The sequence below is a fragment of the Microbispora sp. NBC_01389 genome, assembly GCF_045040095.1.
Classification (GTDB): Bacteria; Actinomycetota; Actinomycetes; order Streptosporangiales; family Streptosporangiaceae; genus Microbispora.
Window position 1 is genome coordinate 7180857 of the sequence record NZ_CP109552.1, and the last position, 26616, is coordinate 7207472.

Genomic DNA, 26616 nt, shown 5'->3' on the forward strand with positions numbered 1-26616 from the left:
CCACGCACGGGAGGAAACCCATGGCAACCGACGTCATCGGCCTGATCAAAGAAGATCACCGCGATGTGGAGTCGCTGTTCGAACGGCTCCAGAAGATGCCGGAGAACCGTCCGGCTCTGCTCGCGGAGCTGGCGGCGAAGTTCATCGCCCACAGCGAAGGCGAGGAGGACGTGGTCTACCCCCTGCTCGCCAGGCGGCGGCCGGAGGAGAAGGAAGAGGTCCACCACGGCGCCGAGGAGCACCACGAGGCCGAGGAGATGCTCTCGCGGCTGCTGGAGACCCACCCGGAGAGCACGGCGTTCGACACCCTGCTGCAGGAGCTCGTGAAGGCGGTCACCCACCACGTCGAGGAGGAGGAGAACGACATCCTCCCCGCCCTGGAGCAGGCCGTCTCCCTGGAGGAGCGGGTGCGCGCGGGCAAGTCCTTCAGCAGGCGGAAGGCCGAGGTGCTGGCCAAGCCGATCAAGCCGCGCTCGCGCACCAAGGAGGAGCTGCTGCACCAGGCCAAGGAGCTGGAGCTCGAGGGAGCGTCCGGGATGAGCAAGGACGAGCTCGTCGCCGCGATCAGGCAGAAGAAGCAGCAGAGCTGAGCCCTCCCGTGTCCCGCCGGCGACCGGCCCGGAGCCCCTAGCCTCCCTCGCCCTCGCCCTCGCCCTCGCCCTCGCCCTCGCCCTCGCCCTCGCCCTCGCCCTCGCCCTCGCCCTCGCCTGAAGCAGATACCTGCCGATGGCTCGGGCCGGTCGCCGATCCCTGGCGTACCGGCCCGGAGGCCGGGGGTCGTGCCAGGGCCGGTCACAGGCAGGCGTAGAGGGCCGCGACGAGGGGTTCCCACCGCGGGTCGGGTCCGGCGGGGCTGGTGATGAGGTGGCTGGGCGTGTAGGACAGGGCGATGCCCGCGTCCGGATCGCCGAAGGCGAGCGCGCCGCCGGATCCGCTGTGCCCGAAGGCGCGGGGGTTCAGCGCGAACCGCCGGATCTCGCTGGGCAGCATGTAGCCGAGGGCGAACCTGGTCTCCGCCAGCAGGACTTCGTCGCGTCCCTCGCTTCGCGACGCGACGGCCCGGCCGAGCACGTCGGGATGGAGCAGTTCACCCGCCACGAGCCTGCCGTACAGGGTGGCCAGGGCCCTGGCGGTGGCGTGCCCGTTGGCGGCGGGGATCTCGGCGGCGCGCCAGCGTGCGGTGTTGACCAGGCCGGGCGTGAGCTGCTCCGGCGGGTTGCAGAAGGCCTTCATGGTGATCGATCCGGGGTCCGCCATGGCCGATGCCAGCGCCGGCGCTGCGGCGTCCGGCCCGCCCTCCTGCCCACCCTGCCCGGCCTCCTTCGGGGCAGCCTCCGGGGGCGCCTCCGGGGGCGCCAGGTAGGCCGCTCTGCCCGCCTGGGCTGCTGGCAGGCCGATCGACAGACCGGGTACGCGCAACTCGTCGCGGACCAGATCACGCACCGGCCGCTCGCCGACCCGGCGCAGGACCTCTCCGACGAGCCAGCCGAAGGTCACCGCGTGGTATCCGTGCCGCTCGCCGGGCGACCACCACGGGGTTTCCGCGGCGAGCGCGCCGGTCATGGCGTCCCAGTCGAACAGCGAGCCCGGCGGCAGCGTGCGGCGGACGGCGGGCAGCCCCGACCGGTGCGCCAGCAGGTCGGCGATGGTGGTCGCGGTGGCGAACCCGGGCCAGTAGCGGGCCACCGGGGCGTCGAGGTCGAGCAGCCCGCGCTGGGCGTACAGGTGCGCGAGCGTCGCGAGCACCCCCTTGGACGCGGAGAACACGTTGACGACCGTGTCGCGCTCCCAGGCACGGCGGCCGTCCCGGTCGGCCGTACCGTGCCAAAGGTCCACCACCAGCCGCCCGTCCGCGTACACGGCGACGGCCGCGCCGCCGGGTCGTCCGTCGCACACCTGCCGGAACGCCTCGGCGACGGGCCGGAACGCGGGATCACACCACACTGCGCCCTCCATTTACTCAACCTAGGTTGCGAAACCAAGGTTGAGTATTTGAGTATCCTCCTGTGGTGTCAAGTGACCTGACCCTGCTGTTCGCCGCCCTCACCGCGGCCTGCGACGCCGAGGTCCGCGCCCGGATGGCCGCGGCCGGGCACGACCGGGTGCGCACGGTGCACGGGTACGTGTTCCAGCACCTGCTCCAGGGCCCCGTACGCGTCTCCGACCTGGCCGGGCTGCTCGGCATGACCCCTCAGGGCGCGTCCAAGGTGGCGGCCGAGATGGAACGCGTCGGCTACGTCGCGCGCCGCACCGATCCCGGCGACCAGCGGGCACGGATGATCGAACTCACGCCGTACGGCCGGGCCGCTGTCGAGGCGGGCCGCACCGCCCGCGCCGAGGTGTCCGCCGGGATGCTCGGCCTCCTCGACGCACCTGAGGAGTTCCTGGCGTCGCTCGACCGACTCGCCCGGGAGACCGGCGCCCTGAACGACCTGCTCTCCCGCCGGCTCCGTCCCCAGTAATGACGCCCTCCCGCCCGCTGCGCCGGGGTAGGCGGAACGACCACCGGCCACGCCAGGCCGGAGACGCCTCCGCTCCCGGCGCGGCCTCCTGCCGGCCGGGTGGCTGGAAGCTCCGGCTCAGGTGAGCGCGGGGACCAGATGGACGAGGTCGGCGAGGCCGTCGGCGACCAGGTCGGCGCGGGCGGCCTCGGGGCGGGCGGCGTGCAGGTGGCCCCAGGGGCCCCGGCGCAGCAGGGCCGTCCGCATCCCCGCCGCCGCGGCCGGCAGGACGTCGTTGTCGAGGCGGTCGCCCACGTAGAGGATCTCCCCCGGCTCGTGCCCGCACACGGCCGCGACCTTGGCGAAGAACGCGGGGTCGGGCTTCTCCACGTTCCAGGCGGCGGAGGTGTGGACCCCGTCGACCGGCAGGTCCATCGCGACCAGCGCGTCGTAGGCCTGGGGCGGCTGGTTGCCCGCGACGACCAGGTCGTACCCCGCCGCGCGCAGCGCCGCGAGGCCGGGCCGGACGTCGGGGTAGAGGTCGTCGGCGTCGAAGTTCTCGCGCAGCCCGGCCGGGTCCTCACGCCGCCACGCCTCGATCTCGGCCTCGACGTCGATCCCCGGCCTGACCAGCTCGAACGCCTCCCGGTGGCTCCGGTCGAGGGCCGCCATGCCGCCGAGGACGCCCAGGAAGGTCAGGCGCGGCACGCCCAGCCGGTCGGCCCACCGCGACCAGATCCGGGTCTCGTCGATGAGCGTCTCCCCCACGTCGAACACGAGCGCCCGGACCATGACCATCCCATCCCTTACGTCCTGATTGACGGCAGCCACTCTACGGCGTGACGTACGATCACCGGTCGTGAGCGACACGCGGTACGCCCTGAACGGCATGGTGTGCACGGCCGACCACCTGGCCTCCGCGGCGGGTGTCGCGATGCTCGACCGGGGCGGCAACGCGGTGGACGCCGCCCTCGCCGCGGCCGCCGTGCTGGCGGTCACCGCCCCGCACCTGTGCGGTCTCGGCGGCGACCTGTTCGCGCTCGTCCACGACGGCGCCGTGTCCGCGCTCAACGCGTCCGGGCGCGCGGGATCGGGCGCGGACCCCGTACGGTTGCGGGCGGAGGGCCGGGACCGCATGCCGCACCTGTTCGACGTCCGGTCGGTTCCGGTGCCGGGCTGCGCGGACGGCTGGCTGGCGCTCGCAGGGCTACCTGCTGCTGCTCGCGCTGGAGATCCTCGCCGGGCTCGGCCCGCCCGCCGATCCCGCCGACCCGGGCTGGGCGCACCTGATGGTGGAGTCGGCCAGGGCGGCCGGGCACGACCGCCTCGGCGTGCTGCACGAGACGGCCGTCGCGCCCCTGGAGACGGCGGCCGCCCGGCGTGCCCTGGTGGATCCCGGGCGCCGCTCGCCGCTGCCCGCCGCCCCCGCCGCGCCCGGCGACACGACGTACCTGTGCGCGGTGGACGGGGACGGCATGGGCGTCTCGCTCATCCAGTCGAACGCATCGGGCTTCGGCAGCCTGCTCTTCGAGCCGAACACCGGCATCAACCTGCACAACCGCGGCATCGGCTTCTCGCTCACGCCTGGTCATTTCGCGGAGTACGGCCCGGGCCGCCGGCCGCCCCACACCTTGTGCCCGGCGCTGGTCACCCGGCCGGACGGGACCCTGCGCGCGGTCCTCGGCACGATGGGCGGGGACGCCCAGCCGCAGATCCTGCTGCAGATCGTCACCCGTCTCCTCCTGCACCGGCAGACGCCGTCAGCGGCCGTCGGCGCCCCCCGGTGGCGGCTGAGCGGCGGCGACACCGGCTTCGACACCTGGCGGTCCGATCAGGGGGTCGAGGTCGAGGAGGGGGCACCGTGGGCGGACGGCCTGCGCGAGCGCGGCCATCCGGTCGGGACGGCCGCGTACGGCACGGACTTCGGGCACGCCCATCTGATCGACCTGCTCCCGTCGGGCATGCTCGCCGGAGCGGCCGACCCCCGCGCCCTCATCGGCGCCGCGCTGGGCCGCTGACGCCGGGGGTCACCCGGACCGGGCGGCGGACTCTGCCTGCTCCATGGCCTTGCGGATGCGCTTCTCGGAGACCGGCGTGGGGGTGCCGAGCTGCTGGGCGAAGAAGCTCACCCGCAGCTCCTCGATCATCCACCGGATGTCCCGTACGGCCTTGTCGTCCCGCTCGGCGGGCTTCAGCCGGTCGAGCAGGTCGCGGTAGTCGTCCTCGACGTCGTGCACCCGGTGCATCCACTCGCGGTCGCGGCCGGGGTCGTCGGGAAGCTTGTCCAGCCGCCGTTCGACCGCGCGCAGGTAGCGGAGCACGTCCGGCAGCCGGTCGTACCCCGTCTCGGTGACGAACCCCGGGTGGACCAGCGCGTCGAGCTGGTCGCGGACGTCGGCGGCGAGGTCGGCGACGGCGCCGCCCAGCGCGTCGAGCCGCGTCTGCGCGGTGTGCCACACCGCGAGGACACGCTCCACCCGGCCGACGACCTCCTCCGTCGTCTCGAACAGCGAGGCGCGCACGTGGTCGCGCAGCCGCTCGAAGGCGGCCTCGTCCCACGCGGGCCCGCCCGCCTCGGCGATCAGCCGGTCGGCCGCGCACTCCGTGCAGTCGTCGAACAGGGCGGCGGCGCCGCCGTGCGGGCTGCGGCTGAGGGCGAGCTTCTGCGCGGTGGTGAGGCCGCGCAGGATGGCCTTGGCCGGGCTGACCACGCTGAGCAGCACCAGCCGCCGGGTGCCCGCCCACATGGCCTGGTCCCGCTCCGCCTCGGTGTCGAACATCCGGACCGCGACGCTGCCGCCCTCGTCCACCAGGGCCGGGTACGCGCGCATCCTGCCCTGCTCGAACACCTTCGGCAGGGTGCCGATGGTCCAGCTCCGCAGCCCGTCGCGCTCCAGGTCGTCGGCGGCCCTCGACAGGGTGGCGCGCAGCTTGGAGGCGAGCCGCAGCTTGAGCGCCTCCAGGTCCTTGTCCTCGTCCACCGTGCGCCTGCGGTCGTCGACCACCCGGTAGGTGATCCGCAGGTGCGCGGGCAGCTGGTCGAGCGCCCACGCGTCGCGCGGGATCGCCACCCCGGTGATCGCGTGCAGCTCGCGCTCAAGCGCGCCGAGGATGGGCTCGCCGCCCGCCCGTACGCGTTCCAGCACGGCCTTGGCGTAGTTGGGCGCGGGCACGAAGTTGCGGCGCAGGTTCTTCGGCAGCGACCTGATGAGGGCGGTGACGAGGTCCTCGCGCAGACCCGGGATCTGCCAGTCGAAGCCGTCCGGCTCCACCTGGTTGAGTACGGCGAGCGGGATGTGGACGGTCACGCCGTCCGCCTCCCCCGCCTCCGGGGCGCCGGGCTCGAACCGGTAGGTGAGCCGCATCCGCTGGCCGTTCTGCCGCCAGGCGTCGGGGTAGTCGCGGGCGCTGACCCCGGCGCTGTCGTTGACCAGCATCTCCTGGGTGAACGTCAGCAGCTCGGGCGTCTCGCGGGACGCCTTCTTCCACCAGCTGTCGAAGTGCCGGCCCGAGACCACCTCGGCGGGGATCCGCTGCTCGTAGAAGTCGAACAGCGTCTCGTCGTCCACCAGGATGTCGCGGCGGCGGGCCTTCTCCTCCAGCTGCCCGACCTCGTCGAGCAGCTTGCGGTTGTCGTGGAAGAACCTGTGGTGCGTCCGCCAGTCGCCCTCGACCAGCGCGTGCCGGATGAACAGCTCACGGCTGAGCTCGGGGTCGATGCGGCCGTAGTTGACCTTCCGCTCGGTCACGATAGGCACGCCGTACAGGGTGACCTTCTCCAGCGCGACGACGGCGGCCTGGTCCTTCTCCCAGTGCGGCTCGCTGTAGGTGCGCTTGACGAGGTGCTGGGCGAGCGGCTCGATCCACTCGGGCTCGATCTTGGCGTTGACGCGGGCCCACAGCCGGGAGGTCTCGACCAGCTCCGCCGACATGACCCACTGCGGCTGCGTCTTGGCCAGGGCCGAGCCGGGGAAGATGGCGAAACGGGCGTTGCGGGCGCCGATGTACTCGGTGAGCGGCCGGCGCGGGCCGTCCTGCCTGCGCTTGGCCTCGACGTCCTTGACGCCGATGTGCGACAGCAGGCCGGCCAGCAGCGACTCGTGCACGCGCCGGGGATCGGCGGGCGCGCTGTTCGGCACGACGTTCAGCGTCCGCGCCACCTGGCGGAGCTGGCTGTCGATGTCCTGCCACTCCCGTACGCGCAGGTAGTTGAGGAACTCGGCCTTGCACAGCCGCCGGAACGCGCTCGACGAGAGCTCCTTCTGCCGCTCGCGCAGGTAGTTCCAGAGGTTGAGATAGGTCAGGAAGTCGGATTCCTTGTCCGCGAAGCGGCGGTGCTTCTCGTCGGCCGCCTGCTGCTTGTCGGCCGGCCGCTCGCGCGGGTCCTGGATGGACAGCGCGGCGGCGATGATCATCACTTCGCGGGCGCAGCCGTTCTTCTCCGCCTCCAGCACCATCCGGGCGAGCCGCGGATCGACCGGCAGCTGGGCCAGCCTGCGTCCCACCGGGGTGAGCTGCGGCCCCTGCCCGGCCTCGCGCCCGGGACCCCGGAACTCCCCGCCGCCCCGGCCCCCTCGTCCTCCGGCCCTTTCGGCGCCCCGGCCCGCACGTGGATCGGCACGTCGATCGGCGCTCCGCTCACCGTCCGGCTCGCCACTCCGCTCGCCATCGCTCTCGGCGCTCTGGTCGGCGCTCTGGTCGGCACTGCGGTCGGCACTGCGGTCGGCGAGGGCGCCCAGCTCGACCAGCAGGGTGACGCCGTCCCTGATCTGGCGGCTGTCCGGCGGCTCCACGAACGGGAAGGCCGCGATGTCGCCCAGGCCCAGCGAGGTCATCTGCAGGATGACGCTCGCCAGGTTCGTACGGAGGATCTCGGGGTCGGTGAACTCGGGGCGGGAGAGGAAGTCCTCCTCCGAGTAGAGGCGGATGCAGACGCCGTCGGACGTCCGGCCGCAGCGGCCCTTGCGCTGGTTGGCCGAGGCCTGGGAGACCGGCTCGATCGGCAGCCGCTGCACCTTCAGCCGGTGGCTGTACCGGGAGATCCGCGCCGTGCCGGGGTCGACCACGTATTTGATGCCCGGCACGGTCAGCGAGGTCTCGGCCACGTTGGTGGCCAGCACGATCCGGCGGCCCCGGTGAGACTGGAACACCCGGTGCTGCTCGGCGGCCGTCAGCCGCGCGTACAGCGGGAGGACCTCCTCCGGGCGTCCCTTCAGCGCGTCGGCGGTGTCGCGGATCTCCCGCTCGCCGCTGAGGAAGACCAGGATGTCGCCCGGCCCCTCGGCGCACAGCTCGTCCACCGCGTCCACGATGGCCTGGGTCTGGTCGTCGTCCTCGTCGATCGGGCGGTAGCGCACCTCGACGGGGTAGGTCCGGCCGGACACCTCGACGATCGGCGCCGGGGCGCCGCCCGGAGCGGCGAAGTGCCGGGCGAATCGCTCGGGGTCGATGGTCGCGGAGGTGATGACGACCTTGAGATCGGGCCGCCGGGGAAGGAGCTGGCGGATGTAGCCGAGGATGAAGTCGATGTTGAGGCTGCGTTCGTGCGCCTCGTCGATGATCAGCGTGTCGTACTGCAGCAGGAGCGGGTCGGTCTGCATCTCCGCGAGGAGGATGCCGTCGGTCATCAGCTTGACGAGCGTCCCGTCGCTGGAGTGGTCGGTGAAGCGGACCTTGTAGCCGACCGCCGATCCGAGGTCGATCGAGAGTTCCTCGGCGATGCGTTCGGCGACCGTGCGGGCGGCGATGCGGCGCGGCTGCGTGTGCCCGATGACCCCGTGGACGCCCCGGCCCAGCTCCAGGCAGATCTTGGGGATCTGGGTGGTCTTGCCCGACCCGGTCTCCCCGGCCACGATCACGACCTGGTGGTCCCTGATTGCCGCGAGCAGGTCGTCCTTGTGCTTGCTGACCGGGAGATCGGGGGGATAGCTGATGACCGGCACGGCCGCGCGGCGCTCGGCCACGCGGCGTTCGGCGGCCTCCACGTCCCCCGCGATCTCCTGGACGACGGATTGACGGGAGGCGCGGTCGCGGACCCGGCGCATGCCGTCGATACGGCGGCGCAGCCTGCGCTGGTCGCGCAGCATCAGATCGGGGATACGGCCCTGGAGATCGGCGAGCGTGTTCATTCCAGGCTCAAGGATAGGCAACGACCCCGGCCGATCTGCCAGCCGTTTTCGATCCGCACGGCGGGCGGCCCGCCGGAGGAGGCCGCCGAGGGCCGGCCGGGCACCCCCGCCACGGCCGGCCACAGTCGGCTCAGAGTGGGCTCACAATGGGCTTCGCAATGGGCTCGCGGCCGGCTTACGGGCCGGTCAGGGCCGTGCCCGGTCGTCGCGGCGCCGACGACGGACGCCCCGGACGGCGGCCCCACACAGCGGCCTCAGACGGCGGCCTCAGTGGCGGCGCGGGGGCTGGTACTTGTATCCCACGTTCCGGACGGTGACGATCCGGCCCGCGTACCTGCCGAGCTTGCGGCGCAGCCTCAGCACGTGTACGTCGACCGTGCGCCCGCCCTCCTCGTCGTACCGGTCCCAGACGGCCGCCATGAGCTGGCGGCGGTTGTAGACCCGGCCCGGCGCGGCGGTGAGATAGTCGAGGAGCTCGAACTCCCGGTAGGTGAGCTCGATCTCCTCGCCGCCGCTGCGGGCCACCCGCGCGGTCCGGTCCAGGACCAGGTCCTCCTCCGCGAAGGACGCGGCGGAAAGCTCGTGCCACGCCGGTCCGGATGGCCGCTCGCGCGTGGCCGGCGCCCCGGAGGAACCGGCGGACGGCGGCATGCCCGCGATGTCGGATCCGGTGCACGACGGGCTGCCCGCGATGGCGGACCCCGCGAACTCGACGGCCGCCCGGGCCGCCCCGCTCACCGCGTCACTCTCCTCGGCGGCGGCCGGACGGGGCGTCCGGGCCGGTACGTCCAGAGAGCTGTCCGCGGGCACGAGATAGCCCACGATCATCAGCGCGGCCCCGGTGCCCGGCACGGGAAGCACGCCGAGCACGGAGCCCTGCCCGGGGTCGGGGGGCTCGTGGCCGTGCTCGTACCCACGCACGCCGGATTCGATCACATTCTGGTGGGACATGTCGTTTCTCCTCGCCTGTCACGTAAGGGCCTGTCGCGTACGGAATGCCTGTCTTACGGGATGGTGGTGACCACGGTCGCCGGCCGGACGCCGGCGAGTCGCCGGCAGGTGGTCAACAGGCGGCGGCGCAGACGCGCAGCAGGTCGATGTGCCGGCGCTGGGTCAACCCGCCCGAGGAGCTCATGAGTCAATCATGACAGCGAGATTACCCGCTGTCCAGGTAGGAATAAGGGAGATCTATCGTTCAGGATCAAGCCGGCACAGAGAAGGCCGACCCGGGGCAGGCGGACCCAAGACAGGCGAACTCGGGGCACGCCGAACTGGGGGCAGGCGGACCCAAGACAGGCGGACTCAGGGCAGGCGCGCGGCCCCCGCCGCGGCCATCGCGGCGCCGATGATCCCGGCCTCGTTCAGCAGCACGGCCGGCACCACGGGGGTGTCCCCCAGGTGGACGTGCGGCAGGAACTTCTCCGCCTTCTTGCTCACGCCCCCTCCGACGACGATCAGGGTGGGAGACAGCAGGTCGCGCATGTGCGCGAGGTACTCCTCGACGCGCTCGGCCCACTTGCCCCAGTCGAGATCCTCCTCCTCGCGCACCCGGTCGGAGGCGCGGTGCTCGGCCTCCTTGCCGCGAATCTCGATGTGGCCGAACTCGGTGTTGGGCACCAGCCGGCCGTCCACGAACAGCGCGCTGCCGATCCCGGTGCCGAAGGTCAGCATCAGGACCACCCCGGGCCTGCCCCGCCCCGCGCCGAACGTCATCTCGGCGACCCCGGCCGCGTCGGCGTCGTTGAGAACGACCGATTGGTCGCCGAACAGGTCGGCGCCCTTCACTCCGATCCACGACTTGTCCACGTTGGCGGCCGTACGAATGACGCCGTCGAGGACCACCCCGGGGAAGGTGACGCCGATCGGGCCGGTCCAGGAGAAGTGGTCCACGATCACCTGCACCGCCGCGGCGACGGCCCCCGGCGAGGAGGGGCGCGGTGTCGGGACGCGCAGGCGCTCGCGGGTGAGCGTCCCGGTGAGCGTGTCCACGGTGGCGCCCTTGATCCCCGAGCCGCCGATGTCGATGCCCAGAACTTCCATGACTTCCCTCCCGGTCCGGCTTCACGGCTACCCCGCCGGCCTCTCCTCATGCGCGGTGGCGAGTATCGCACGCCGTCGCGGGTGCGGCGGGTTACGTCAGAAGAGGCCGGGTAGCCCACAAATGGGGGCAAACCACCACAAGGGGGACACCATGATCAAGACGCTTCACAAAATAGGGCTCCGCTCCAACATGATGTACGGCGCGGCGTTCGGGTCGATCGGCATGTCGATCGCCTCCTGGATCATCTCGAACAAATACGAGCAGGCGGGCATCGAACGCGCGGACCGCTGGGCGCTGTTCGTCGGCGAGTGGGCCCCGACCTTCTTCGCGATGGGCATCGCCCTGCAGCTTGAGGAGATGTCCGAGGAGAAGGGGCGCGAGACCCCCGAGTGGCAGGAGCAGAGCAGCGACATCCGCCGCCCTACCCGCGCAGGCGTCTAGCACTCGGCCGGGAGCTCCGCGAGCGTCCCGGAGGGAGCGGACGGCCCCTCCGGGACGCCGCCGCCGAGGCCGTCCGGCTGCTCGGCCTGGCCGTGGCGGGGGTCAGCCCCCTCCGTGGATGAGCGGAGGGGCGCCGGCCGTACTCGGCCGGTTCGTTAGGCTCGGTGCGCGTGACACCGGATGCCGCCGCCGTCGCGCGCCGGCTGCGCACGCGGCCCCCGCGCGCGGGCGGCACCCGCGTCCTGGCCGTCGAGGGGCGCTCGGGTGCGGGCAAGTCGACGCTGGCCGCCGCCGTGGCCGCGGCGCTCGCCGCGCCGGTCGTCCGCATGGACGACCTGTACGACGGCTGGGACGGCCTGCAGGCCGGGGTGGACGCCCTGCTGGAGTGGGTGCTGCGGCCGCTCGGCCTCGGCCGCCCGGCACGCTGGCGCCGCTACGACTGGGCACGTGGCGAGTACGCGGAATGGCACGAGATCGCCGAGGCGGACACCCTCGTGATCGAAGGCGTGGGCTGCGGCGCCCGCGAGGCCGGGCCGTACCTCAGCGGGCTGGTCTGGCTGGAGGCCGCCGAGGAGGTCCGCCGGGCGCGGGCGCTCGCCCGCGACGGCGAAACGTACGCGCCGCACTGGCGGCGCTGGGCCGAGCAGGAGGATCGGTACTACGCCCGCCACGACGTGCGCTCCCGGGCCTGCCTCGTCATCGTCACCGGCTGAGGGCGTCGTGGCCGGGCGGCCCGGTCGCCGATCAGCCCAGGCCGGCGTGGTACTCCTCGTCGGTCACCGGGCCGTGCCAGTGGGTCTTGCCGCTCGCCGTGACGGCGATGTGCACCAGCGTGTCGTCGGCGGCCGCGCCGTGCCAGTGCTTCTCGCCCGGCTGCACGTGGACCCAGTCGCCCGGCCCGATGGGCGTGCCCTCGGTCTCGCCCCAGCGCACCACCACCCCGCGTCCCGACAGCACGTGCAGCGCCTGCTCCCCCTCGTGGGTGTGCCAGCCCGAGCGGGCCTGCGGGGCGTAGGAGAAGCGCTGGGCGCTCAGGCCGTCCGGCCGCACCGTCTCCAGCGCCTCCGCCTCCCACACGCCGTCGGTGAACCTGTCCGGTCCCGGCCGGGTGGCCTTCATGTCGCCTTCCCGTACGAACCTCAACGCGCACTCCCTTCGCCGCGGGCCGGTCGAGCCATGCCGAAGCCGTGCCTCGGCCCTGCCGGCATCACGATCACCATCCTGCATCAGGCGGCACCACCCAGCCATGGCGATTTGTCCGATTCATGCCTGGGTACGTCTTTCTTGATGAGTTCTGCCGAATGGAGGTGACAGCCATGAGCGTTCCGATGCGGCGGGAGTCCCGGGGCCTCGTGCCCGACCTGTTCGACCTGCTGGAGGCGCCGCTGGCCGCGATGAGGCCGATGGCCGGCCAGCAGATGCGGCTGGAGGACTACGTCAGGGACGGCCGGTACGTGCTGCGGGCGGAACTGCCCGGCATCGACCCGGAGAAGGACGTCGAGATCAGTGTGTCGAGCGGAGTCCTGACCATCCACGCCGAAAGGCGCCACGAGGAGCGGCAGGGGCACCGGACCGAGTTCCGGTACGGGACCTTCACCCGGTCCATCGTGCTGCCCCCGAACGTGGATGAGAACGACGTGAAGGCCACCTATGACAAGGGCATCCTTGAGGTGAGCGTACGGCTCGCCGAGGAGCGGGAGGAGCGCAGGCGCATCCCGATCGAGCGGCCGGAAGGACAGGGGAAAGACTGACCCGTCCGGGTGTGTCAGGCCCGCGGGACACGGTTCAGCACGGCGGCCGTACGACGGCGACGGGGCAGTCGGCATGGTGCAGAACGCCCCGGCTGACCGAGCCGAGCATCGCCGACCCCAGCGCGCCACGGCCGCGCGAGCCGACCACGAGCAGGCCGGCGGTGCGCGACGCCTGAATGAGCGCGTCGACGGGGTGACCGTAGACGCTCTCCTCGCGCACCGCCACGTCCGGATACTTGCGGCGCGGGCCCGCCAGCTTCTCCTCGGGCACGCGCCTGCCGGCCTCGCGCACCTCCTCCACGTCGTAGGTGATCTCGGGGGCGAGCGGGTGGGCCGGAAGCCGCCACGCGTGCACCGCCCGCAGGCCGCAGCCGTGCAGCCTCGCCTGCTCGAAGGCGTACGCCAGGGCCGGATCGCATTCGGGCGAGTCGTCCACCCCCACGACGATCTCGCCGCGGCCTCCGGACCAGCCCGGCCGTACGACGACGACCGGGCAGGCGGCCTGCCCGGCGACGTGGGAGCTGACCGACCCGACGACGATGCCGGCGAAGCCGCCGAGCCCCCTGCTGCCCAGGACGATCTCGGTGGCCTCCTTCCCCCTGTCCCGCAGCGTGCGGGCCGGGATGCCTTCGACGATCTCCGCGCTGATCGGCACGTCCGGCCGGTGCTCGCGCACCACGGCCGCGGCGGCGGCGAGCGCCCGCTCGGCGTGCCGGATCAGCGGATCGCCGCCCGAGGTGGGGAACTTCGGTATCCCGTACGCCCAGTGGTCCACGACCGAGACGAGGCGGAGCGGGCAGCCGCGGCGGGCGGCGTCGTCCGCGCCCCACCGCACGGCGGCCGTCGCGGCGGGCGAGCCGTCGGTGCCGACGACGATCTGGCCGGGCATGGGCGCTCCTTCCTCGGCCGCCTCCTCGACGGTGGGACCACCGCCGGGGGAGGCGCTTCAGGGCCGCGTGGTCCCCACGACGGGGTGGGTGCCGGGGCCGTACGGGCACAGAGGGATGCTGGACTCCTGGGAGGTGGTCCGCATGGAATCGAAGCGCTGGACCGTCGAGATATTCGTGAACGAGGACGACGAGGACGACGTCACCACGGCGACCGCCGTGCTCTACACGCCCTCCGGGCGGCGGCACGAGAGCGTGGGCCGGGCCCGCCGCAACCCGGCCGACAGGCCGGTGCCGGAGATCGGCGACGAGCTGGCGGCCGGGCGCGCGCTGGCCGACCTGGGGTCAAAACTGATCGGCGACGGAGCCGAGGACGTGGCCCAGCTGGCCGGGCCCGCGTACGAGTCCTACTGAGGTCCCGCCAGGCCCTGCCGAGAGGTCCCGCCGAGGCGTTGCCGGGCCCAGAGGTCCTGCCCGTATCCGGCCCTACCGAGAGATCCCGCTGAGAGTCCCGCCGAGGTGAGGGGCTGCCGGGGGCCTGTCGGGAGAGCCTGCCGGCCCTTGGGCCCTCCTCGGTCCTGCCGGGGTCCCGCCGGGCCCTGCTGAGGCGGGTCGCCGCCGGCGCCCCGGCCCCGCGCCCGGGCCGGGGTCTCCTCACCTGCCGTCCCCCAGCAGTCCCGCCAAACCACGGTCAGCCCGCTCGACCCACGGTCAGATCGGGTCACGGTCAGATCGGGTCACGGTCAGATCGGGTCACGGTCAGCCCAGGATCAGCCCGGCGGCGCGCATCTCCTCGGTCAGCCAGGCCAGGGCGGCCTGCTCGTACGGCGCGGCGCCGACCGGCGTGCCCGTCCCCGGGATCACCGATGGCCCCATCGGCGGGCCAGTCGGTGAACCGATCGGTGAGCCGATCGATGAGCCCGTCGCGGCCGGGGGCGAGCCGTTCGCCGTCCGCGCGCCGCCGCCGGTCGTGACGTCCACCGCCGGCGCCGCCTCACCGGCCCCGCCGCGGGCGCCCTGCGCCCGGCCCGATCCCGTCGAACCGGTGGCGTACGACCGGGTGGCGGACTGACCACCGGACGGAGCACCGGAGGGGCCACCGGACGGACCATCGGACGAGCCGCTCCCGCGCCTGCCCGGGGAGCCTCCGCCTCCGGCTCCGCCGCGCGGGTCCAAGCCGGAGACGCCGCCTTTGGCGTCCCCGCGGGTGCCGCCGGGGATGAGCCCGCCCGGAAGGGAGCCTCCGGACATGGGCCCGTTCGCCGTGCCGCCCACGGCGTACGCGGCCTGCCCCGCGAGGCCGTGCTGCGCCCCCGGACCCGCCTGACCGGTCTGCCCTGGATAAGCGGGATGCCCGGATCGGCCGCCCTGTCCGGCGGGCGCGAGCAGCCCGGCCTCCGTCATCTCGGCGGCGAGACGACCGAGCAGCGGGTCCGTCCCGGCCGGCTCTGGCGTGATCTGCGCGAGAGCGGGCGCGAGGGCGCGCAGGGCGTTCGGCATCCCGGCGCCGGTACGGTGGACGTCCCCGAGGTTCAGCGGCACGCAACTCGACCTGATGATCTGGAAGAGGCGGTCGACCCGCCGCGCGTCCCGACCGGCGTAGGCGGCGCGGAAGTCGCCGTGATGGGCGAGCACGAGCGCCGCGAGGCCGGCGACGTGCGGCGCGGCCATCGAGGTGCCGTCCAGGACGGCGTACGCGTCCGGAGGCACGGCCGACAGGACGGCGACGCCCGGAGCGCAGACGTCGATCTCGGGCCCACGGCAGGTGAAGCGGGGTGAGAAGTAACCGTCACCGGTGACGGGACCGTCGATCTCGGCCTCGTGCGCGGTGCCGGGCGGGAACGCGTCGGCCTTGCCGACGGCGGCGACGGTCAGCACGCCGGGCAGGGTGCCGGGGAAGGCGACCGGTCCCCCGTCGTTGCCCGCGGCCACCACGCAGGCCACCCCCGCCTCCCGGGCTTGCTCGATCTTGGCGGCGACCAGCGGGGAGTGGTGCCTGCTCGCGAGGCTCAGGTTGACGACGTCGACGCCCTGCTCGACGCAGTAGTCGAGCGCCTCGATGAGGTCGCTGAACCGCCCGCCCGGGAATATCTTGCACGCGTGCACCTCGGCCTCGACGGCGAAGCCCACGATGCCCCGGCCGTCGTCCGCGCCCGAGATGACGGCCGCGCAGTGGGAGCCGTGGTGGGCCGTGTCGGCCGTCCATCCCTCGGGCTCGGCGTCGACCAGGTCGATCCCGGCGCGTACGCGCTCGCGCAGGTCCGGGTGGCGGATGTCGGCCCCGGAGTCGACGATGGCGATCCTGATCCCCGCGCCCCGCAGCGTGGGGGGCAGCCGGTCGAGGTTCATCGCCTGCTGGCCCCAGCCGAAGACCTGCCGGTCCGGGAAGCCGCCGAAGGTCTCGGCCAGGCGCACCGGCTCGACGAGGTTGTCCCGGGTGGTCGACAGGGCGGGGCGCTCGACGTGCACGCTCCAGTAGCCCGAGCGCGGCCGGACCGTCAGCCCGGTGATCGACTCGGGCGTCTCCCCCGCCATCGTGACCACGGCGCGCCCGTCGGCTCCCGTGACCGCCTGGCCCGGCCAGCCGTGCCCGGTCACCAGGACGCTCGCGCCCGGCAGCGGCGTGCCGTCCGCGTCCCTGACCAGGACGGCGAACGTGCTCTCCAGGCCGGGCGGCGCCACCACCGGGGCGGGCCGCCGCCGGCGCGGTGGCCGCGGCACCTCGCTGTAGGTCAGCAGCCGGTCGCGCTCGACGTGCAGCTGCGGATACTGGCGGCGCAGCGCCTCGACGTGCTCCGGGGTCGTCTCCGCCACGACCACGGCGGGGAACCCCGGGACCGCGGCCCCCGGGTATCCCGCCGCCCGTCCTCGTACGCGGCGCAGCACGCGCACCTCGGGGTCGTCCTCCAGCAGCCTGCGCACCGTGTCGTCGTCGTACGCCGGCGCGGCGGCTCCCGGCGCCGCCGGGTCCGGCTGCGGCAACGCCGCCACCATGTAGCGCCGCGGCCGGGGCTCCACCGGCCGCGGCGCCTGGCGCGACGCCTGCCGCCCCCGTGGGGTCGCCGGGCGCGGCTCCCCGATTGCGTCCTTGGGCTTGTCGTTAGTGGTCACAACGGCTCGACTCTCCCCAGCTCAGACTGGTGTCACCGGCCGCGCGCGGCGTGGCCGGCAGTTCAGGCTCTGTCATCACGCATCACGGTTCGCCGGTCTCGGGACGGCGGGGGCCCGGACCGGCCGCCGACCGGTCCGGGCCACCGAGGTGATCACGTCACAGCAGTGGAACCATGGGCCGTCCGGGGGCGACGACGCCGAGCGCGTACTGGATCTGTGCCAGGCACGCCTCGTACCGCCCGGCCCGGTACAGCTGCACCGCCTGCACCAGCAGCGGGATGACCCCCGCGACCTGAGGCGCCTGCGGGATCGACGTCTGCAGCCATTCGTACAGCCGCTGGAGCGTCACGGCACAGTGCGCCTGCAGGTGCGCCTGCAGGTGCGCCGCCGGCGCCGGCTGCCCCGCCGTCACTCCCGTGGCCGGGGGCGTCGGCGAACCCGTCCCGGGACCCACGCCGGGACCCATTCCGGGGACACCCATCCCGGGACCCATCGACTCCACGGTGTTCCTCCGCTCAGAGTCCGGCACCGGCCGGGGCCGGGACCTGCGCCGGGACCTGCTGTGCGGCCTGCTGGTGGAGCTGGCCGTACGCCTGGTTCAGCGGCTGCATCGTCAGCGGGCCCTGCTGCCCGTACGCCGCCTGGACGTGCTGGGGCAGGACGGCCTGGCCACCGAGCTGCGGGACCTGCTGGCCGGGCTGCTGCGCGTACGCCTGGGCCGCGTAGGGCTGCGCGTACGCCTGGGCCGCGTAGGGCTGGGCGTACGCCTGGGCCGCGTACGCCTGCGCGTACGGGTGAGCGTAGGCGGCCTGCGGGACCTGCGGGACCTGCAGGGCCTGGGCCTGGATGGCCTGCAGCGCCTGCAGCACCTGAGGCGGCAGAGCCTGCTGCTGGATCTGCTGCTGAAGCTGCTGCTGGATCTGGGCCTGGATCTGCTGCTGCACCTGCTGCTGCTGGATCTGGGCCTGGATCTGCTGCTGCGCCTGGTGCTGGTAGAGCACGCTCTCCAGCATCTGGCGGGCGGCGGGAGCGCCGTAGCGGACGCTGTGCCTGGCGACCTTGGTCCAGAAGGTCACCGGGCTCACCAGGTGCTCCTGCGGGAGGATCTGCTCCTCCTGCTGGATCAGCGCCAGGGGCGACACCTGCTGCTGCAGCCCCGGAACCTGCTGGGCGAGCTGCAGCGGCGTGATCTGGTGCTGGGAGCCGTAGCCCAGCGTGGTCGCCATGGACGCGGGGTGCATAGCTGTGAACGTCATAGTCACTCCTTCGGAGCCAGTAGGTCCGGCCCATCGCCGATGTGATTACATCGCGTGACGGATCGGCTTCACAACGTTATGAGCGTAATGACTGACTAAGGGCGTCTTGGCGTTCGGCCCGGCCGGGACCCGGTGACATGGAGCCCCCCGCCGGTCATACTTCGTTTGGGGGTGCCCACGTGACGCGGAGGAGCGGGCGACGGCCGTGGTCGCCCGGATCGTTGCTCGACCGGCTCCCGGAGGCCGCGCGGGAGGATCTCCTCCGCCTCGGCTCTCCGGTGACCTGTCCGGGCCGGCACGTCCTCGTCCGCGAGGGCGACCCGGGCCACGCGGTCTACCTGCTGCTCGACGCGTTGGTGAAGGTCACGGCTCTCGCCGAGAACGGGTCCCGGACGCTGCTGTCGATCCGGGCGTCCGGTGACGTCGTCGGCGAGACGGCCGCCTTCGGCGACTGCCCGCGCACGGCGACGGTGACGACCTGCGGACGATCACTCGTCTGTGTTGTGAAGGGGCCCGTCTTCACGGCTCATCTCGCCCGCGCTCCCGAGGTCGCGGCCGCCCTCAGCCGGGTCACGATGGACCGGCTGCGCTTCGCCAACCGCCGGCGGCTCGACTTCGCCGGATACGAGGCCGACGTCCGCCTGGCCCGCGTCCTGGTCGACCTGGCCGTACGGCACGGGAGACCCCACCGGGAGGGCGTCGACGTCGGCGTGCCCGTCACCCAGGCCGAGCTGGGAGAGCTGGTCGGGATCAGGGAACGTACGGTGCAGAAGGCGATGCACGACCTGACCGCCCGGGAGCTCGTCCTGCAGCGCCACCGCGGCGTGGTCGTCCGGGACATGGAAGGCCTGACCGCGTTCGCCGGCCTGAGCCTCCGGCCGGCCGGCTGAAAGACGCTGCCGGCAATCCCGCGGGACGCGTGCCGGTGAAGGTGCGAGCCGGCTTCGTCGGAGCCCGCGATGAGTCTTTCACCCCAAACCGCTGCGAGGCTTCACGAACGGGCCAGGCCACCTTGTCGAAGAACAGGCGAAACGCATATCCGAAAGGGCCCGGGACCCCGTTCCGGACGCCCCGTGAACGCGGCCCCATACCCCGAGAGAGCGCTTTCTCTTATTCTTGCGCAATGGAACTCGCGGAGATCCGCACCTACCCCATCAAGTCCGGCAAGGGCGTTCCCCGCCTCTCCGCCGGCGTCCTCCCCTGGGGTCTGGAAGGCGACCGCCGCTGGGGCGTGGTGGACCCGCTGGGTGAACTGATCTGGGTGGGCGAGCACCCCCGGCTCCTCTCCGTCTCGGCCGCCGAGACCCCCGAAGGCGGCCTCCGCCTCTCGGCGCGGGGCATGGGCGAACTCACGGTTCCCCCCGCCGCCGGCGACACGATCGCGCTGGGTTGCTCCGCCCTCGACCGGGCCGTGCTCGCCCACGCCGACGCCCACGAATGGTTCACCCGCCTGCTCGGCAGGCCCGCCCGCCTGGTCTGGCTGGACGACCCCGGACGCCGGACGGTCACCGAGGTGTCCGGCGGCCTCTGGGATGGACCCCTCCATCTCGTCTCCACCGGTTCGCTCCGGCGCCTGGACGACTGGATCGCCGAAGGCGCCGTGGAACGCGGGGAGCATCCTCCGGCCCCCCTCGACGTCGCCCGCTTCCGGCCCAACCTCGTCGTCGACGGCGCGGAGCCCTTCGCGGAGGACGCCTGGACGTCGGTCCGCATCGGCGAGATCGACTTCCGCGTCTCGGTGTCGTGCGACCGCTGCGCCGCCACCATCTGGGACCCGGCCACTCAGGAGCGCGGCAAGGAGCCCCTGAGAACCCTGGCCAGACACCGCCGCTGGGACGGGAAGACCTGGTTCGGCATCCGCCTGGCGCCCAGGAACCTCGGCGAGCTGAGAGTCGGCGACGAAGTCCGGCCGGTCCAGGGCGGGCGCCTCAGGCCCGCCTTCGCCGCCGCGGGGCCGGTGATCGGCCGGCGAGGCGGGAGCGAGCCGATCGGGAAGGCCGGGTCGCCGCCGGATGGCTCCGGTCAGCCGTAAAGACCTCCGAGCGCCAGCCACAGCAGGGTGGCGACGAGCATGAGCGCCGTCCAGGGCAGTGCCCGTCCCACCCTGAGGTGCTTGTCCCGGCTCAGCTCGGCGAGCCTGCCCGCCAGCAGCCAGGCCTCCTGTTCCTGCCGCGTCACGTTCGCCGGCGGCGACGACCCGGGCTCGCCGCCCGCCAGGCCGAACCTGTTCGGGCCCGCCGGCCCGCCGAGCCTGGGCCGCAGGCCCTGGACGAGGTGGTAACCCGCGACGAAGAACCCCGCCGCGTAGAGCGCGAGAAGGACCACTGCGGCGACGCCGAGCAGCACCGGCCTGCCGGGTGCCCGGAGACCGGCGAGCACCCCGATCTGCGTGGCCGCCACCGCTGCCGCACCGAGGTGCACGGTGGTCACCGTGGCCACCTTGGAGTCGGCGTGCTGCACGTAGCCCTGGAAGGCGCCGACAGCCGTCAGCGCCACCTGGAGTGCCTCGCCCGGAGTGAGCCGGTCCCTGTGCCCGCGCATCTGTGTCCCCCTCGTCGTTTCCCTCCAGTCAAGGGCCGTCGAGCAGGCGTACGGCCGCACTGATGCGGCTTGTCGCCAAGAGGCGGGAGGCGGCCGTACGGACGTGGTCAGCCCTCGCGGGGAACGACGTGGCCGAAGCGGAACAGGTTCGCCGGGTCGTAGACCTCCCGCAGCTTCGCCAGCCGCCGCAGCGTCTCCGCCGGCCAGGCCCGCGAGATCTCCTCGGGAGCCAGTGCGCCGCCCTGGAAGTTGATCTGCGTGCCGCCGGTGCCCCAGGGCGCGGCGGCCTCGGTCACCGCCCGTACGGCGGCGGGGACGGCCGTCTCCATGAGCTCGGGCACCGGCGCGCCGATCGCCAGCAGCGAGAAGCCGGCGTCCCGCCCGCCCACGGCGTTCGGCAGCCTGGGCTCCCGGGCGAGCGCACCGCCGAGCTGGCGGATCTCGACGAGGGCGAGCGGCGCGGGCACGTCCGGCCCGGCCGCCGCCAGCAGCGCCTCCACGGTCTCCCCGGTCAGCTCGCGCAGGAGCACCCCCCGATCCGCGACCGGCATCGGCCCGGCGGGGTCCTGGTGGATGGAGTCGATCGCCGCGTACGGCAGGGGCCCGACGGCCTGGAGCACCGGCTCGGCCACGGCCCGCATGGGCGCGAGCAGGTCCTCGGCCTCCTGCCCCTCCCCCACGTGGGCGACTCGCAGGTGGACGACGAACTTGCCGCTGAGCTGCGGCGGCAGCTCGGGCAGCGGAGGCAGGCGAAGCAGCGCGACCGAGGTCGTGGTGGCCTCGGGCAGCGTGCCCACCCAGGTGCGGTAGGCGTGCAGGACCCGCCCGGCGTCCTCGGCCGCGTAGAACAGGCCGCCGCCGTAGAGATGGGTGAGCGGCAGCAGGTCCACGGTGATCGAGGTGACGACGCCGAAGCCGGCCTTGCCGCCGCGCAGCGCCCAGAAGAGGTCCGGCTCGCTTTCGGGGCCGGCCGTGCGGGCCACGCCGTCGCCGGTCACCACGGTGATCTCCCGCACGTGGTCGGCGGCGAAGCCGAAGGTCCGCGCGATCGGCCCGATGCCGCCCCCGAGCGTGAAGCCCACCACGCCGACGCCGGTCGCCGAGCCGCACAGCGGGGCCAGCCCGTACGGCGCGGCGGCGGCGATCACCTCGCCCCAGGTGCAGCCCGCCGCGATCACGGCGGTGCGGGCGGAGGCGTCCACCGTGATCTCCCGCATCGCGCGGGTGCTGATCAGCAGCGCGCCGTCGGCCGCCTGCACGGCTCCGTGGCCGGTCGACTGGACCGCCACCGGCAGTCCGTGCGCGGCGGCGAACCGTACGGCCGCGGCCACGTCGGCGGCGCCCTCCGCAGCCACGATCACCGCGGGCCGGTGCCGTACGGCGAGGTTGAACCCCGCGGCCTCCTCGGCGTACCCGTCCTGCCCCGGGACCAGGACCCGCCCGGTGACCTGCCCGCGGAGTGCGTCCTCGATGGTGCTGTCCATGTCCGTCCTCGATGTCGCTGTCATTGACGGTCACATTTGTCGCAGCCACCGCTTGGGATGTTCTTGCGCCGCCCGCGCGGCCGGCCGGTGGGACGGACCAAGCGAACTCCTAGAGACGTCCAAGAGCCCCCGCACACGCTGGGGCGATGTCGTCGCCAACGAACGAGCGGCCGCCGTACGCCGGCGAACCGGGTCCCGGCGAGCAGCGCCCCGGCGAGCTGTGGCCCGGCGAGCAGGGGGGCCCTCCGCCGCCGAGCACGCTGCTGCTGCGCGAGGTGCCCGCGCACGCGGGCGCGCCGGGCGCCGAGATCCTCGGCCCGGCGCTGCCGCTCGCCCTGCGGGAGGTCCCGCCCGCGCGCTGCCGCCTCTACGTGCTGGCCGACCTCGCCGGCCCGGCCGCCGCCGCGCCCCTCGCCGCCGCGCTGCTGGAGACGGCGGAGCCCCCGCGCGCCCGGACCGGCGGGAGCGACACGGCGGGCAACGCTGTGGGAGACGCGGCGGGCGACGCTGTGGGCGACACGGCGGGCGACGGGCGCTGGGCCCTGTTGCGCGCCCTCACCGTCGCCCCGCCGGACCGCGATGGCGCGTTGGGCGGAGGGCTCGTCCGCCGCCTGCTCGACGACCTGCTGATGGAACTGCGCGCGGACGGGATCCGGGCCGTCGTCTTCCACGCCGGCACTGGGGACGGCACTGGGGACGGACCCGGGTCCGGCTTCGGGGACGCCGCGATGCGGGCCCTGTTGGAGGACGCCGGTTTCGCCGAGCGAATCGAGCGGACCGGCCATGTGTTCGCTGGCGAGGATCACCGGACATCTGAGTATGATGAGCCCGAAATCCGACTTAGGGCCGTGTGGCTTGTTCGGGAGTTGTGATGCGGACGAGCCTCGACGGCGGGCGATTACCGGCACCTCGCCCGGGCCGGGCCGACCGGTGGAACTCCGCTCTGGACTTCCGCCTTCTCGGCACCGTGGAGGTGGCCGACGCCGCGGGAACCGTCCTCGACCTCGGCTCGCGCAAGCAACGCGCCGTGCTGGCGCTGCTGCTGCTGAACGCGCCCCACGTCGTGCCGCTCGACCAGCTCATCGACCGGCTGTGGAGCGACGAGCCGCCCTCCAGCGCCACGGGAACGCTCCAGGCGTACGTCTCGCATCTGCGCAGGACGCTCGAACCGCGGCGCAGCCCGCGCTCGCCCGCCCAGGTGCTGCGCACCAGGGAACCCGGCTACCTGCTCGACGTCGAGCCTGACCAGATCGACGCCGAGCGGTTCACCCGGGCCGCCGAGGCCGCGCACGCCGCCCTCGCCGCCGGCCGTCCCGAGGAGGCCGACCGGATCCTCCGGCCCGCGCTGGCCCTGTGGCGCGGCGAACCGCTGGCCGACCTCGCCGACGAGCCGTTCGCCCGGTCCACGATCTCGCGGTTGACCGAGACCCGGCTCTCCGCGCTGACCGTGCGGGCGGAGGCGTGGCTCGCGCTGGGCCGGGCGGCCGAGGTGGCGGTCGAAGCCGAGCGCCTGCTGGAGCGGGACCCCTACCGCGAGGGGCTGTGGGCGCTGCTCATGCGCGCCCTGTACCGGGAACACCGGCAGGCCGAGGCCCTGGCGGCCTACCAGCGCTGCCGTACGCTGCTGGACGACGAACTGGGGCTCGATCCGAGCCCGGAGCTGCGGCGGCTGGAGCAGGCGATCCTGCACCAGGACGAGTCGCCGGCGGGCCCGTGGCCGCCCGCGGCCTCGGGCCCGGCACCGCTCGCCGGGCTCGCAGCGGACATCCCGGACACGCCGGTCTCTTCGGGCAGGGACGACGCCGCGCCCGGCGCCCCGGACGCGTCCGCCCTCGGAACGCCGGACCTCGGAACGCCGGGCTCCGGAACGCCGGGCTCCGGAACGCCGGGCCTCGTGGGGCGGGAGCCGTACCTGCGCCGGATCGCCGAACGGCTCGGCGACCTGCGCCGGGGCGTGGGCGGAGTGTTCCTGGTCAGCGGGGAGTCCGGCATCGGCAAGACCCGGCTCGCGGAGGCCGCCGCGGAGATGGCGGCCGGGCGCGGAGCCGTGGTCGCATGGAGCAGATGCGTCGAGGGAAGCGGCGCTCCCGCGTTCTGGCCCTGGATCCAGGCGCTGCACGCCCTTGAGACGGACCGCGAGACGGGCGGCGAGACGGGCGGCGAGGCAGCCGGCGACCTCACCCGCCTCGCCCATCGCCTGTCGGACGGCGACCACACGGACGGCGACCGGACAACCACGGCCGACCCCGACACCGCCCGGTTCCTGCTGCACGACGCCGTGGCGCGGGCGCTGGCACGGCGGGCCGCCGCCACCCCGCTCCTGGTCGTGGTGGAGGACCTCCACTGGGCCGACGCGGCGTCGCTGAAGCTGCTCACCTTCCTCGGCGCCGACCTGCACCGCCTTCCGCTGCTGGTGCTCGCGACCGTACGGCCCGAGCCCGCGACGGGCAGGCAGGCGCTGACCGAGGCGCTCGGCGAGCTGACCCGCCAGCGCGGCACCGAGCGGATGAGCGTCGCGCCGTTCACTCCCGAGCAGATCGCCGACTACCTGCGTGAGGCGGGCCGGGCCGGCTCCGGGCCCGAGCTCGCCCGCGCGCTGCACGACAGGACCGGCGGGAACCCGTTCTTCCTCGGCGAGCTGCTGCGCCTGCTGACCAGCACCCACACCGGCGGCCGGGTCGGCGCGGCGGACGTGCTGGCGCTCGCGGTGCCCGACGGCGTACGCGACGTGATCAACCAGCGGGTGTCGCGGCTGCCGGAGGACTCCCAGACCCTGCTGCGCGCCGCCGCCGTCATCGGCCGGGACGTCGACGCCGACGTGCTGGAGACCGCGACCGGCATCGGCGGCTCCCGGGTGATGATGCTGCTCGAACCCGCCGTCGCGACCGGGCTGCTGGTCGAGGTGGACGGCGGCTGGGACTACCGCTTCTCGCACGCACTGGTGCAGGAGGCGCTGTACTCCGGGCTCAGCCGGAGGCAGCGCGCCCAGCTCCACGGCCGTGTCGGCGAGGCGATCGAGAGCCTGCGATGGGGCGAGGCCGCCTCGCGGCTGCCCGCGCTGGCCCACCACTTCGCGCTGGCCGCCCGGGTCGGCCACTCCGGCAAAGCGGTCGCGTACGCCGTGGAGGCGGCCGGGCAGGCGACCGCGCGACTCGCCTACGACGAGGCCGTCCTCTACTGGGAGCAGGCGCTCGACGCCTGCGCCGCCGGGCCCCCGGCCACCCGCTGCTCGCTGCTGATCGGCCTCGGCCGGGCCCGGCGGGTGACCGGCGACGTGGACGGCGCGCGGAGCGCGCTCGACGAGGCCGTGACGCTCGCCACCGCCCTCGGCGACGACGCGGCCGTCATCGAGGCGGCCACGGTCTTCGGCGGCGTCACGCTGTGGAACTGGCGCTCGTACGGCGTCGTGGACGAGCGCATGGTGACCGTGCTGGAGGACCAGCTCTCCCGGCTGGACCCGGAGGCCGCCGGGACCCGGGCGGAGCTGCTCGGCACGCTCGCCGTCGAGCTGTACTACGGCGAGCGGCGCGGGGAGGGCCGCCGGCACGCCCTGGAGGCCGTGGAGCTGGCCCGCCGTACGGGTGACACCCGGTTGCTGGCACGCACGCTGAACAACTTCGTCATCGCGGCCTGGACACCGGAGAACGAGGAGGAGCGCTACCGCGCGGCCGAGGAGACGCTGGGCCTTCCGGGCCTCCCCCGGGCCACCGAGATCATCGCCCGCCTGCACCGCATGCCCGGGTTCCTGAAGGCGGGCCTGCTCGCCGACTACGACGCGGAACTGGCCCGCTGCCTGCGGCTGACCTCCGAGGTGCGGATGCCGGAGATCGAGACACAGGTGACGTACGCCGCGGCCGGGCGGGCGATGCTGGCGGGCGACTGGGCGGAGATGGAGCGCCTGGTGGCCCTCGGCACCGGCAGCTTCCGCCGGACCAGCCTCTGGGGGCCGGACGTCCTGCAACTGGTCTACGCGTTCTTCGTGGACTGGTGCCAGGATCGGCCGAGTCCGCTGCTGCGGGATCTGGTCGAGGCCGCGGGCGACGAGTCCAACGTCATCGCGCGGCCGACGGCCGTCCTGGCCGCCCTGCAGGCGGACGACATCGGCCTCGCCCACCGCCTCATCGACCGGTGGGGCGCGGCCCGGCCGCGCGACTGGGCGTGGCAGTTCGTCGCCTGGCAGTGGGGTCTGGTCGCCGCGCGGCTCGGCCGTCCCGATCCCCACGCCATGCTCGCGGAGCTGCGGCCCACCGCCCACGAGCTGGTGATCATGGGCACCGGCTGCGTCACCTGGGGAACACTCCACGACGTGGTCGCCGGGCTGCTGCACCGGACCGGCGACGCCTCCGCCGCGCTCGCGCACGCCGAGGCGGCGCGCGAGGCCCACCGCCGGCTCGGCCTGCCCCATCTCGTCCGCCGCAGCGAGGCGCTCGTACGGGAGATCTCGGGCGGCTGATCCCGGCTGGTTCCCAGTTCAGGGGCCGCCGCGGACGGGGTGCCGCTGCGGGACGCTCGCAACTGCGCCGGGCACGCTGTTG

General features: G+C 73.8%; 23 protein-coding genes and 1 pseudogene. 12 read left to right on the top strand and 12 right to left on the bottom strand.

The annotated features are described in order from the left end of the window. Nucleotides 1–20 precede the first annotated feature (20 nt). Nucleotides 21–590, top strand: a complete 570-nt coding sequence (locus tag OG344_RS31650) for a hemerythrin domain-containing protein (RefSeq protein WP_405086228.1) — start codon at nucleotides 21–23, stop codon at nucleotides 588–590. A gap of 202 nt (nucleotides 591–792) precedes the next feature. Here OG344_RS31650 and OG344_RS31655 read toward each other — a convergent pair whose 3' ends face one another. Continuing rightward, the gene (locus OG344_RS31655) at nucleotides 793–1956 is read right to left on the bottom strand and encodes a serine hydrolase domain-containing protein (RefSeq protein ID WP_405086229.1); all 1164 of its coding nucleotides are present in this window, start codon (nucleotides 1954–1956) and stop codon (nucleotides 793–795) included. Nucleotides 1957–2009: 53 nt separating this feature from the next. On the opposite strand from OG344_RS31655, the gene OG344_RS31660 reads away from it, so the two are divergent. Beyond that, entirely contained in the window at nucleotides 2010–2462 is a 453-nt protein-coding gene (locus OG344_RS31660) for a MarR family winged helix-turn-helix transcriptional regulator (RefSeq protein WP_405086230.1), read from the top strand. A gap of 117 nt (nucleotides 2463–2579) precedes the next feature. Here OG344_RS31660 and OG344_RS31665 read toward each other — a convergent pair whose 3' ends face one another. Then, nucleotides 2580–3233: an HAD family hydrolase gene (locus OG344_RS31665; protein ID WP_405086231.1), complete on the bottom strand. Its 654-nt coding sequence runs from the start codon at nucleotides 3231–3233 to the stop codon at nucleotides 2580–2582. A 142-nt stretch (nucleotides 3234–3375) separates the two neighbouring features. On the opposite strand from OG344_RS31665, the pseudogene OG344_RS31670 reads away from it, so the two are divergent. Further along, nucleotides 3376–3574: pseudogene (locus OG344_RS31670) on the top strand (gamma-glutamyltransferase); the annotation flags it as partial. A gap of 99 nt (nucleotides 3575–3673) precedes the next feature. Continuing rightward, nucleotides 3674–4459, top strand: a complete 786-nt coding sequence (locus tag OG344_RS31675; protein ID WP_405089213.1) for a gamma-glutamyltransferase — start codon at nucleotides 3674–3676, stop codon at nucleotides 4457–4459. Between the two features lie 9 nt (nucleotides 4460–4468). Here the strand turns inward: OG344_RS31675 and hrpA are convergent, their stop codons facing one another. From hrpA to ppgK, 3 genes are all read right to left on the bottom strand, one after another. After that, nucleotides 4469–8569, bottom strand: a complete 4101-nt coding sequence (gene hrpA, locus OG344_RS31680) for an ATP-dependent RNA helicase HrpA (RefSeq protein WP_405086232.1) — start codon at nucleotides 8567–8569, stop codon at nucleotides 4469–4471. Between the two features lie 267 nt (nucleotides 8570–8836). Further along, nucleotides 8837–9520 carry a winged helix-turn-helix domain-containing protein gene (locus OG344_RS31685; RefSeq protein ID WP_405086233.1) on the bottom strand — a complete coding sequence of 228 codons (684 nt, stop codon included), beginning with the start codon at nucleotides 9518–9520 and terminating at the stop codon, nucleotides 8837–8839. A gap of 351 nt (nucleotides 9521–9871) precedes the next feature. Then, nucleotides 9872–10609, bottom strand: a complete 738-nt coding sequence (gene ppgK, locus OG344_RS31690) for a polyphosphate--glucose phosphotransferase (protein WP_327046889.1) — start codon at nucleotides 10607–10609, stop codon at nucleotides 9872–9874. A 151-nt stretch (nucleotides 10610–10760) separates the two neighbouring features. Here ppgK and OG344_RS31695 point away from each other — a divergent pair, with 151 nt between their 5' ends. Next, the gene (locus OG344_RS31695; RefSeq protein WP_117408272.1) at nucleotides 10761–11051 is read left to right on the top strand and encodes a hypothetical protein; all 291 of its coding nucleotides are present in this window, start codon (nucleotides 10761–10763) and stop codon (nucleotides 11049–11051) included. A 170-nt stretch (nucleotides 11052–11221) separates the two neighbouring features. Beyond that, nucleotides 11222–11764, top strand: a complete 543-nt coding sequence (locus tag OG344_RS31700; protein ID WP_405086234.1) for a hypothetical protein — start codon at nucleotides 11222–11224, stop codon at nucleotides 11762–11764. A 31-nt stretch (nucleotides 11765–11795) separates the two neighbouring features. On the opposite strand, the gene OG344_RS31705 is transcribed toward OG344_RS31700, so the two are convergent. Next, nucleotides 11796–12194 carry a cupin domain-containing protein gene (locus OG344_RS31705; RefSeq protein ID WP_405086235.1) on the bottom strand — a complete coding sequence of 133 codons (399 nt, stop codon included), beginning with the start codon at nucleotides 12192–12194 and terminating at the stop codon, nucleotides 11796–11798. Nucleotides 12195–12367: 173 nt separating this feature from the next. Between OG344_RS31705 and OG344_RS31710 the strand changes: the two genes are divergently transcribed. Continuing rightward, nucleotides 12368–12802 (top strand): Hsp20/alpha crystallin family protein, encoded by a 435-nt coding sequence (locus tag OG344_RS31710; RefSeq protein ID WP_327046894.1) that lies wholly within the window; start codon nucleotides 12368–12370, stop codon nucleotides 12800–12802. A 34-nt stretch (nucleotides 12803–12836) separates the two neighbouring features. On the opposite strand, the gene OG344_RS31715 is transcribed toward OG344_RS31710, so the two are convergent. Beyond that, nucleotides 12837–13691, bottom strand: a complete 855-nt coding sequence (locus tag OG344_RS31715; RefSeq protein WP_405086236.1) for a universal stress protein — start codon at nucleotides 13689–13691, stop codon at nucleotides 12837–12839. On the opposite strand from OG344_RS31715, the gene OG344_RS31720 reads away from it, so the two are divergent. Continuing rightward, on the top strand, nucleotides 13690–14103 hold the full coding sequence (locus tag OG344_RS31720; protein WP_405086237.1) for a DUF1876 domain-containing protein: 414 nt from the start codon (nucleotides 13690–13692) through the stop codon (nucleotides 14101–14103). The genes OG344_RS31715 and OG344_RS31720 overlap by 2 nt on opposite strands. Nucleotides 14104–14448: 345 nt before the next feature. Here the strand turns inward: OG344_RS31720 and OG344_RS31725 are convergent, their stop codons facing one another. From OG344_RS31725 to OG344_RS31735, 3 genes are all read right to left on the bottom strand, one after another. Then, on the bottom strand, nucleotides 14449–16800 hold the full coding sequence (locus OG344_RS31725; protein ID WP_405086238.1) for a S8 family serine peptidase: 2352 nt from the start codon (nucleotides 16798–16800) through the stop codon (nucleotides 14449–14451). A gap of 157 nt (nucleotides 16801–16957) precedes the next feature. Further along, nucleotides 16958–17293, bottom strand: a complete 336-nt coding sequence (locus OG344_RS31730) for a hypothetical protein (RefSeq protein ID WP_405086239.1) — start codon at nucleotides 17291–17293, stop codon at nucleotides 16958–16960. Nucleotides 17294–17315: 22 nt separating this feature from the next. Then, complete coding sequence (locus OG344_RS31735; protein WP_405086240.1) at nucleotides 17316–18056, bottom strand: hypothetical protein; 741 nt, start codon at nucleotides 18054–18056, stop codon at nucleotides 17316–17318. 179 nt (nucleotides 18057–18235) lie between these two features. Here OG344_RS31735 and OG344_RS31740 point away from each other — a divergent pair, with 179 nt between their 5' ends. Together OG344_RS31740 and OG344_RS31745 are read left to right on the top strand one after the other, a co-directional pair. Next, nucleotides 18236–18946 carry a Crp/Fnr family transcriptional regulator gene (locus OG344_RS31740; protein ID WP_405086241.1) on the top strand — a complete coding sequence of 237 codons (711 nt, stop codon included), beginning with the start codon at nucleotides 18236–18238 and terminating at the stop codon, nucleotides 18944–18946. Nucleotides 18947–19179: 233 nt separating this feature from the next. Continuing rightward, nucleotides 19180–20088 (top strand): MOSC domain-containing protein, encoded by a 909-nt coding sequence (locus tag OG344_RS31745; protein ID WP_405086242.1) that lies wholly within the window; start codon nucleotides 19180–19182, stop codon nucleotides 20086–20088. On the opposite strand, the gene OG344_RS31750 is transcribed toward OG344_RS31745, so the two are convergent. Continuing rightward, nucleotides 20079–20597: a hypothetical protein gene (locus tag OG344_RS31750; protein ID WP_405086243.1), complete on the bottom strand. Its 519-nt coding sequence runs from the start codon at nucleotides 20595–20597 to the stop codon at nucleotides 20079–20081. The two genes, OG344_RS31745 and OG344_RS31750, sit on opposite strands and share 10 nt — an antisense overlap. 107 nt (nucleotides 20598–20704) lie before the next feature. Further along, nucleotides 20705–22081, bottom strand: a complete 1377-nt coding sequence (locus tag OG344_RS31755; protein ID WP_405086244.1) for an FAD-binding oxidoreductase — start codon at nucleotides 22079–22081, stop codon at nucleotides 20705–20707. A 146-nt stretch (nucleotides 22082–22227) separates the two neighbouring features. On the opposite strand from OG344_RS31755, the gene OG344_RS31760 reads away from it, so the two are divergent. Continuing rightward, the gene (locus OG344_RS31760; RefSeq protein WP_405086245.1) at nucleotides 22228–22953 is read left to right on the top strand and encodes a hypothetical protein; all 726 of its coding nucleotides are present in this window, start codon (nucleotides 22228–22230) and stop codon (nucleotides 22951–22953) included. Continuing rightward, nucleotides 22953–26534, top strand: coding sequence for a BTAD domain-containing putative transcriptional regulator (locus OG344_RS31765; protein WP_405086246.1), 3582 nt, complete (start codon nucleotides 22953–22955; stop codon nucleotides 26532–26534). The genes OG344_RS31760 and OG344_RS31765 overlap by 1 nt, the downstream gene beginning before the upstream one ends. The last annotated feature ends 82 nt before the right edge of the window (nucleotides 26535–26616 follow it).

Bases quoted from the DNA above. Each gene is read 5' to 3' on its own strand.
- OG344_RS31650 (WP_405086228.1), top strand. From the start codon at position 21: ATGGCAACCGACGTCATCGGCCTGATCAAAGAAGATCACCGCGATGTG.
- OG344_RS31655 (WP_405086229.1), bottom strand. From the start codon at position 1,956: ATGGAGGGCGCAGTGTGGTGTGATCCCGCGTTCCGGCCCGTCGCCGAG.
- OG344_RS31665 (WP_405086231.1), bottom strand. From the start codon at position 3,233: ATGGTCCGGGCGCTCGTGTTCGACGTGGGGGAGACGCTCATCGACGAG.
- hrpA (WP_405086232.1), bottom strand. From the start codon at position 8,569: ATGAACACGCTCGCCGATCTCCAGGGCCGTATCCCCGATCTGATGCTG.
- OG344_RS31685 (WP_405086233.1), bottom strand. From the start codon at position 9,520: ATGTCCCACCAGAATGTGATCGAATCCGGCGTGCGTGGGTACGAGCAC.
- ppgK (WP_327046889.1), bottom strand. From the start codon at position 10,609: ATGGAAGTTCTGGGCATCGACATCGGCGGCTCGGGGATCAAGGGCGCC.
- OG344_RS31695 (WP_117408272.1), top strand. From the start codon at position 10,761: ATGATCAAGACGCTTCACAAAATAGGGCTCCGCTCCAACATGATGTAC.
- OG344_RS31710 (WP_327046894.1), top strand. From the start codon at position 12,368: ATGAGCGTTCCGATGCGGCGGGAGTCCCGGGGCCTCGTGCCCGACCTG.
- OG344_RS31720 (WP_405086237.1), top strand. From the start codon at position 13,690: ATGGGCGCTCCTTCCTCGGCCGCCTCCTCGACGGTGGGACCACCGCCG.
- OG344_RS31715 (WP_405086236.1), bottom strand. From the start codon at position 13,691: ATGCCCGGCCAGATCGTCGTCGGCACCGACGGCTCGCCCGCCGCGACG.
- OG344_RS31730 (WP_405086239.1), bottom strand. From the start codon at position 17,293: ATGGGTCCCGGGATGGGTGTCCCCGGAATGGGTCCCGGCGTGGGTCCC.
- OG344_RS31735 (WP_405086240.1), bottom strand. From the start codon at position 18,056: ATGACGTTCACAGCTATGCACCCCGCGTCCATGGCGACCACGCTGGGC.
- OG344_RS31745 (WP_405086242.1), top strand. From the start codon at position 19,180: ATGGAACTCGCGGAGATCCGCACCTACCCCATCAAGTCCGGCAAGGGC.
- OG344_RS31750 (WP_405086243.1), bottom strand. From the start codon at position 20,597: ATGCGCGGGCACAGGGACCGGCTCACTCCGGGCGAGGCACTCCAGGTG.
- OG344_RS31755 (WP_405086244.1), bottom strand. From the start codon at position 22,081: ATGGACAGCACCATCGAGGACGCACTCCGCGGGCAGGTCACCGGGCGG.
- OG344_RS31760 (WP_405086245.1), top strand. From the start codon at position 22,228: ATGTCGTCGCCAACGAACGAGCGGCCGCCGTACGCCGGCGAACCGGGT.
- OG344_RS31765 (WP_405086246.1), top strand. From the start codon at position 22,953: ATGCGGACGAGCCTCGACGGCGGGCGATTACCGGCACCTCGCCCGGGC.